At 58.7% G+C, this 654-nt stretch carries 1 protein-coding gene; it reads right to left on the bottom strand.

The features are described 5' to 3' along the window. A partial coding sequence (locus tag B3520_RS11005) for an FHIPEP family type III secretion protein (protein WP_414673884.1) occupies window positions 1-530 on the bottom strand: 530 nt, incomplete at its 3' end. Between the last annotated feature and the right edge of the window lie 124 nt (window positions 531-654).

Here is a 654-nt window from a genome sequence, read left to right as displayed (position 1 = left end):
TCGGCGTCAATCGCCATCTGTTTGCCGGGCATGGCATCCAGGGTAAACCGGGCACTCACTTCCGAAATCCGCCCCGCCCCTTTAGTCACTACGACGAAGTTGATGATCATCAGAATCAGAAACACCACCAGACCCACGGCGTAGTTGCCGCCGATGACCACTTCGCCGAACGCCTCGATCACTTTACCGGCGGCGTCGCCACCCTCGTGGCCGTTGAGCAGCACCACCCGGGTGGAGGCGACATTCAGGGCCAGGCGTAAGAGCGTCGCAACCAGCAGGATGGTGGGAAACACCGCGAAGTCCAGTGGGCGCATGGCGTACACGCCCACCAGCAGCACGACGATGGACAGGGCAATGTTGAAGGAGAAGAAGGCGTCGAGCAGTATCGGCGGCACGGGCAGGATCATCATGCCCAGCAGCATGAGCAGCAGCACGGGTATGCCGATGTTGCCACGACCGAGTCCGCGAATATGGTTGAAGGCGGCGCGGCGGTCAATGTTGTTCAGTTGGCTGAAACTGGGAAGTGCCATGTAGGTCGCTTTTTTGACGGTTTCGTTAGTTGACCGTCTTATCGCAAGAAGCGTACCAATTGGTGAAGGATAGTCGGTGGAGAGATTGGTGGTTATCTGAGAGTCCGGCGGCTACGGGGTGAAG

This window comes from Marinimicrobium sp. UBA4509 (assembly GCF_002388575.1).
GTDB classification, from domain to species: Bacteria; Pseudomonadota; Gammaproteobacteria; order Pseudomonadales; family Cellvibrionaceae; genus Marinimicrobium; species Marinimicrobium koreense.
The sequence above is the reverse complement of the archived record's forward strand: the minus strand, read 5'-3'. Positions and strand labels throughout refer to the sequence as shown.